Consider the following 6,290-nt stretch of genomic DNA (forward strand, 5'->3'; position numbering starts at 1 on the left):
TGGTGGGTACAATAGAGATATCGGAGACTGAGAATAGCAATTCTCCCTACGATTATCGATAAACACTTACCCCCACTCTCTCTTTTTTGTTCTATTGCCCATGCTCCAAGATACCCAATCCATTCGTTACTATCAAAGACTAACCGATGACATGGTGGATCTTTGGCACCGTGGCTCGCGTTTTGATGAGACCCGGCTATATGTAGAAGGCTATTTAGCCTGTTTACGCGATTCTAATTCCATAGAACCCTATCTAATTCATCGTCTCGAAGAAGAAATTTTTCGCTTTCTGCGAGATCCTTCTAATTTTGAATATCTCTCCCCCCAAACCCAAACCCAAACTGAAGCAGATTATGGCTATTATTGACCCCAGTTGGGGTTAGGGGAATTTAGCCATCAGTTCCGAAAAAAGAATCGGATTGACTGGCTAGAATAGCCTCAGGATTAGACCTCTTGCACACAGCAGAATTCAGGAGTCAGTCTCGATGAAAAAATTTTGGCGTTGCTGATTTGAGATATGAATCTTCTTTTGTGGTATTTTTAAAACCTAGACCCAAACTAACTTTTGGATGGGTGCAAGGTTGTCATTCATACCTTGATTCAGCAACGCCCAAAAAACATTAAGCACTAGAACTCATCAATCTTGGATAGGGATCATAATGCAGCAATAAATATTCTTAAAAAAGGGTTGAAATATTTGGGAAATCATCTCAACGGTACTGTTGGGCAAACAGAAACCGACCCAAACGCCTTGGAAGAGTCCGGCCTCTGGGGTTTCAGTGGAGACATTGAGAATCTAAGCTGTCTCGTTGAACAAGGAATTTCTAACAGCGATGGGTCAAGAATCCCCCCTCACAGCGTAGCTTGACGGTGGGAGTATGTCAACTCTAGTCAATAGTCAATAAGCACTCTCAGAGCAAATCCGTTTTTAGTAATAGGATTAACTTCCAATCCCACTGTAAAAACCCGGTTATGGATTGTTTCTCGCCGCTCCGGCCCTCCGCTCCTCCCCTATACCTTTTAAACAGGATTTAGGATCAGAGGGGGGTAAGTAAGGATTGATGATATTCAATCCCCCCAGCTACGATCGAATTATCTTAATCTGTAAGGGGAAGTTGCCAAAAAGGAGACGATCGTGCGACGGGGAAGACATAAAATTTTTATCGGCATGGCCCCGGGGGTCGGGAAAACTTACAAGATGCTGGAGGAGGGGCATAGTCTCAGAAAGCAGGGAACCGACGTGGTGATCGGACTTCTCGAAACCCACGGCAGGAAAGAGACCGCCGAAAAAGCCGAGGGATTGGAAATCGTAGCGAGAAAAATCCTAGAGAAAGAGGGATTCACTCTCTCGGAAATGGATACGGAAGCGATTATCGCCCGCTCGCCGCAGCTGTGTCTCATCGATGAATTAGCCCACACGAACGCACCCGGTTCGGAGCGAGAGAAACGCTTTCAGGACGTGGAGATAATTTTATCCCGGGGAATCGATGTTTACTCTACCGTGAATATCCAGCATATCGAGAGTTTAAACGATCTGGTCGCCCGAATCACCGGGGTGGTGGTTCGGGAGAGAATACCCGATCGAATTTTGGAGGAAGCTGATGAAGTGATCGTGGTAGATGTTACTCCCGAAACCCTAGAGGAAAGATTATTAGCTGGAAAAATCTACGCTCCCGAAAAGATCCAACAATCTTTAAATAATTTCTTTCAACGGCGCAATTTAATCGCCCTACGGGAACTCGCCCTGCGCGAAGTGGCCGATACGGTAGAAGAAGAAGCGAGTAATTTGACCAAATTCATCGGTCAATCCTGTCCCGTTCACGAACGCGTATTAGTCTGTATTTCCACCTATCCAAACTCTTTACGATTATTACGTCGGGGAGCGAGAATAGCGGGGTATATGAACGCGGAATTTTTCGTGATTTTCGTCGATAACCCCGAGCGCTTTCTCACCAGAGAGGAGGCTTTACATATCGAAACCTGCGAACGTTTATGTCGGGAATTCGAGGGGAAATTCTTACGGATTAAAAGCTATCAGGTGGCGGAAGCGATCGCCGAGGTGGCCGAGCGCGAACGAATTACCCAGATCGTGATCGGGGAGAGCCTTCAATCGCGCTGGAAGCATTTAATCAAAGGTTCTTTCACCCAAAAACTCATACGCCTGATCTGGCAGAAAAATATCGATCTTCACATCATCGCCACCGAACCAAAAGTACCGATTAAAAATTCGCGAGCTAAGGGGACGAAAAGATAACCACCGCTCCGCTATTTACCAACGAAGTGCTGGTGAAAAAATTTTCGGCGTTGCTGAATCAAGGTATGAATGACAACCTTGCACCCATCCAAAAGTTAGTTTGGGTCTAGGTTTTAAAAATACCACAAAAGAAGATTCATATCTCAAATCAGCAACGCCGGTGAGTATCTTGTCGAAAAATGTAGCGGGGGCATTCATCCGACATTTTAGGTAATACCGCGCTGACGTAATTGGTCGATAAAAAATTCTTCTAGGGAAGCACGAGCTAAATTAAGACTAATCAAGCGAGCATCGATACTAGACAGGGCAGCCAGAAAAGCATCGGGTTCTCCCTGTAATTGTCCGTGCCAACAATGATCGCGCCAATGCAAACCGAGTATCCATTGCTGTAGTTGATCTTCCCTCCCACCTTGAACAATCACCTGATAGACATCAGCACGACCGAGAATTTGGTCGAGGGAACCAACACAGAGTAATTCTCCCCGGGCCAACAGGGCAATGCGATCGCAAATTTGTTCCACATCGGAGAGAATATGAGAGTTAAAAAAGATGGTTTTCCCCTGTTGTTTGAGGGATTGAATAATTTCCCGCACCTGATAGCGACCGATAGGATCCAGTCCCGACATCGGTTCATCGAGAAAGACTAATTCGGGATCATTGATTAATGCTTGGGCTATACCAATCCGTTGCATCATCCCCTTAGAATATTGACGCAATTGCTTTTTCTGGGCAGTTTTGCGGTCTAATCCCACTAAATCCAATAATTCAGGAATGCGTTTTTTCTGCACAGAAGCGGGAATTTCAAAAATGCTGGCGATTAATTGTAGGAATTCCCAGCCGGTGAGATAGTCGTAGTAGTAGGCATTTTCGGGAAGATAGCCGATGCGTTGCCTGACCGAGCGATCGCCAATTGGCTGACCGAGAATCAAGGCCCGTCCGGAAGTGGGTCGGACAATCCCCAAAAGGGTTTTTAAGAGCGTGGTTTTGCCCGCACCGTTCGGGCCTAATAATCCAAAGGTTTCGCCCTCATGGACAATTAAAGTGCAGTTTTTCAAGGATTCGATTTTTTTATCTAACCAGAATCCCGTCCGATAAGTTTTTTGTAAGTTTAACGTCTCTAGCACAGTTTGACGGCTGGTATTCGTCATTGTTTTGGAATCATCTCTCCTACACTTTGCTTTTATTATCCCCAAATTGTCAGCAGTAATGTCACGGCTATCAAAATAGCACGGTTTTGGAACCCAGAAAAATCCCAACCGGTCTTGAGAAGGGGTATCGGTGCAGTTCCGGGCTATCACAAGCTTTCTTCTCTGGCATTGGTGAGAATCGGCCGCTAAAATCTGTTAGAAAGGTAACTTTGACACTTGAGCGACAACTGGTACAATGGTGCGAACGCTTACGAAAACCAGACTCTGACACAAACACAGCATGAAACAACTCCTCAATTGCCTCAATTCGTTGACAGTGGCTAGTGTAGCCACTATCGCTTTGGCCTACCCTAGCATCGCTCAAGTTAATCTGTCTGTTTATCCCCATCCTTCCTCGTCGAACGAATCCATAGAATTATACGTTCCCCCTCCAGAAAGCAATAACACCAATAATACCTGTACTCAATTGATCGGGGCAAATATCGATAAAGTTATTAGTCAAGCTCCCAATCAGTGGGGTATATTAATCGAATCTATCGATCGCCAAACAGTTATTTATAGTCATAACGCCGATCGCTATTTTATCCCTGCTTCTAATACAAAGTTATTTACCACGGCTGCCGCTTTACAGGTGATGAACCCGGAAACGACAATTCAGAAAAAATCCCTGCGCGATTGGGTTAATATCACTAATCAGAGAAGTAATAATTTCTACGCTGAAACTCTTTTTCGCTTTATCGGCGGTTCTAAAAGTGTTACTGCCATCTTGGCACAATTGGGCATCAATCCCAGTGGTTTTCGTCTAGCCGATGGTTCGGGATTATCCCGCCATAATACCGCTACTCCCCGCTCGATCGTGGAAATTTTGCGGGTGATGTATTATTCTCCTAATCGAGACACTTTCTATGCTTCCTTACCGGTAGCGGGAATTAGTGGCACCCTGAGAAACCGAATGCGTCAGACGGCCGCTACTGGCACAGTTTACGCCAAAACTGGCACTCTTACTGGTGTGCGGGCCTTATCGGGCTATCTAGAACACCCCAACCAAGGACCGATGTTATTTAGCATTATCGTTAATAATCAACGGGTTTCTGGACAGTCCCTGGTGAAAGCGATCGATACTATTGTCCTACAGATGACCCAATCTCGTTCCTGTCAAGCTCAGTAGATCTCTGGCAAAAATCCCCCTGTCTCCCGACTCCTGACTTGAAAGAGGGTGTAGGGTGTAGGGTGTGGGGTGTAGGGAAGGAAACCTCTTTCATCTCTGGTGGTGAAAATTTTGGCGTTGCTGAATCAAGGTATGAATGACAACCTTGCACCCATCCAAAAGTTAGTTTGGGTGTAACCGTTCAGGGGGGTAGAAGAACGATCGCCAAAAAAGGGCATCAAAATCTGATAAACTAAGTGACATGGAAGAGAAGTGTGTCAATCATAAGGAGCGGCTCTCCCTGGAAGATTGGGAAAAAACCCCAACCAGTGTCAGGAAATTGGTGGAGGAGATGGTGCTGCAAATAGAACAACAGGATCAGAGGTTAAAGGAAGTCCTGACAGTTCAGGAACAGTTACTAGAAAAAATCAATTCTTCATCAAAAAATTCCTCATTACCCCCATCGAGTGACCCACCGGGATTAGGAAAAAAGCAGACCATACAGAAAAGCCGTAAAAAACGAGGTGGTCAACCGGGTCATAAAGGAAATAGTCGAGACTTATACCCCATAGAAGAATGTAGCGAAGTAATAGACCATCATCCACAAGCATGTGCCAATTGCTCCCGCTACCCTCACAGGAGAAGACATAAACCCCTATCGTCACCAGATAGTAGAAATTCCACCAATCAGTCCTATAGTCATTGAGCATCGTTTGCATCAATTGACCTGTACTGGATGTGGCACTAAGACTCGTGCAACATTACCAGAAGATGTGAACCCAAGTGGTTACGGAGTAAGAGTAGTAGCATTGGTGGCACTGCTAAGTGGAGTGTATCGCAATAGTCAAAGAATGGTACAAAGTGCCATGGCAGAAGTATTGGGAATTTCAATATCATTGGGAACCGTCAACAGACTGCGACTTGAAGCGAGTAATGCAGTGGCAAGCTGTGTCGATGAAGCAAAACTTTATATCCAAAGGGCAAACATTGTCGGAGCCGATGAAACCAGCTTTAATCAAGGAAATATTGATGGTTTTAACCCGAGCCAGAGAAAAGCTTGGCTGTGGGTTGCAGTCACACCCCTAGTCACATTTTTTGAAATTGCCCTCACCCGTTGTACTCAAGGGGCAAAGAATTTATTAGGTGAGAACTTCAGGGGAATTTTCAACTCTGACCGTCATGGTGCTTACAACTGGGTGGACTTAGAACGTCGGCAATTGTGTTGGGCTCACTTGAAACGAGAATTCATCAAAATTTCGGAACGACCTGGAGTCTCGGCAGAATTGGGAACGGCACTGGTTAAACAACAGGAGAAGTTGTTTGAACTTTGGCACCGAGTCCGTGATGGGACTTTATGTCGTAGGGATTTTGCCCAATTGGTCAAGGATATTCGTTCATCAATCAAGGCAACTTTAACTGAGGCTGATTCCTATTCCATCGGGACAAGGGAAAAAACCCCTCTAGCCAAAACAGTTCGCACTTGTCGTCAACTGCTCAAAGTTGAGTCGGCGATGTGGTTGTTTGTGACAACTGTTGGTGTCGAACCCACCAATAATGCAGCAGAAAGGGCGATTCGTCCGGCGGTGATCTGGAGACGTACTATAGCAGAGAGCGAGTTGGTTAGGACAAATGCCTTAAGGCTTTACTCACCGCATCCACGAGGTTTTCACTATCATTGATAATCTGACTAACATAGTTTTTCAATCTAGCCCAGAACTTTTCAATTTTGTTTAAATCTGGA

General features: G+C 45.3%; 6 protein-coding genes and 1 pseudogene. 6 read left to right on the plus strand and 1 reads right to left on the minus strand.

Translation table 11 applies throughout. From position 1 onward, the window contains the following. Positions 1 to 100 precede the first annotated feature (100 nt). From IM479_RS17850 to IM479_RS17860, 3 genes and pseudogenes are all read left to right on the plus strand, one after another. On the plus strand, positions 101 to 367 hold the full coding sequence (locus IM479_RS17850) for a DUF6761 family protein (protein WP_287684509.1): 267 nt from the start codon (positions 101 to 103) through the stop codon (positions 365 to 367). A gap of 235 nt (positions 368 to 602) precedes the next feature. Further along, positions 603 to 868, plus strand: a pseudogene (locus tag IM479_RS17855) (RNA-guided endonuclease TnpB family protein); the annotation flags it as partial. 267 nt (positions 869 to 1,135) lie between these two features. Then, entirely contained in the window at positions 1,136 to 2,254 is a 1,119-nt protein-coding gene (locus IM479_RS17860; protein WP_287684511.1) for a universal stress protein, read from the plus strand. A 206-nt stretch (positions 2,255 to 2,460) separates the two neighbouring features. Here IM479_RS17860 and IM479_RS17865 read toward each other — a convergent pair whose 3' ends face one another. After that, positions 2,461 to 3,402 (minus strand): ABC transporter ATP-binding protein, encoded by a 942-nt coding sequence (locus tag IM479_RS17865; protein WP_287684512.1) that lies wholly within the window; start codon positions 3,400 to 3,402, stop codon positions 2,461 to 2,463. A gap of 280 nt (positions 3,403 to 3,682) precedes the next feature. On the opposite strand from IM479_RS17865, the gene dacB reads away from it, so the two are divergent. The 3 genes from dacB (at position 3,683) to tnpC (ending at position 6,228) form a co-directional block, all read left to right on the plus strand. After that, positions 3,683 to 4,570 carry a D-alanyl-D-alanine carboxypeptidase/D-alanyl-D-alanine endopeptidase gene (gene dacB / locus IM479_RS17870; protein ID WP_287684514.1) on the plus strand — a complete coding sequence of 296 codons (888 nt, stop codon included), beginning with the start codon at positions 3,683 to 3,685 and terminating at the stop codon, positions 4,568 to 4,570. Between the two features lie 331 nt (positions 4,571 to 4,901). Continuing rightward, positions 4,902 to 5,255, plus strand: coding sequence for a DUF6444 domain-containing protein (locus IM479_RS22795; protein ID WP_353737552.1), 354 nt, complete (start codon positions 4,902 to 4,904; stop codon positions 5,253 to 5,255). Next, on the plus strand, positions 5,161 to 6,228 hold the full coding sequence (gene tnpC / locus IM479_RS17875; protein WP_287684516.1) for an IS66 family transposase: 1,068 nt from the start codon (positions 5,161 to 5,163) through the stop codon (positions 6,226 to 6,228). The genes IM479_RS22795 and tnpC overlap by 95 nt, the downstream gene beginning before the upstream one ends. Positions 6,229 to 6,290 lie beyond the last annotated feature (62 nt).

This window comes from Microcystis sp. M165S2 (genome assembly GCF_020245885.1).
Taxonomy (GTDB): Bacteria; Cyanobacteriota; Cyanobacteriia; order Cyanobacteriales; family Microcystaceae; genus Microcystis.

What these genes read in the sequence shown, in the direction of transcription:
- IM479_RS22795 (WP_353737552.1), top strand. Translation starts at nt 4,902, where the DNA reads ATGGTGCTGCAAATAGAACAACAGGATCAGAGGTTAAAGGAAGTCCTG.
- IM479_RS17850 (WP_287684509.1), top strand. Translation starts at nt 101, where the DNA reads ATGCTCCAAGATACCCAATCCATTCGTTACTATCAAAGACTAACCGAT.
- dacB (WP_287684514.1), top strand. Translation starts at nt 3,683, where the DNA reads ATGAAACAACTCCTCAATTGCCTCAATTCGTTGACAGTGGCTAGTGTA.
- IM479_RS17865 (WP_287684512.1), bottom strand. Translation starts at nt 3,402, where the DNA reads ATGACGAATACCAGCCGTCAAACTGTGCTAGAGACGTTAAACTTACAA.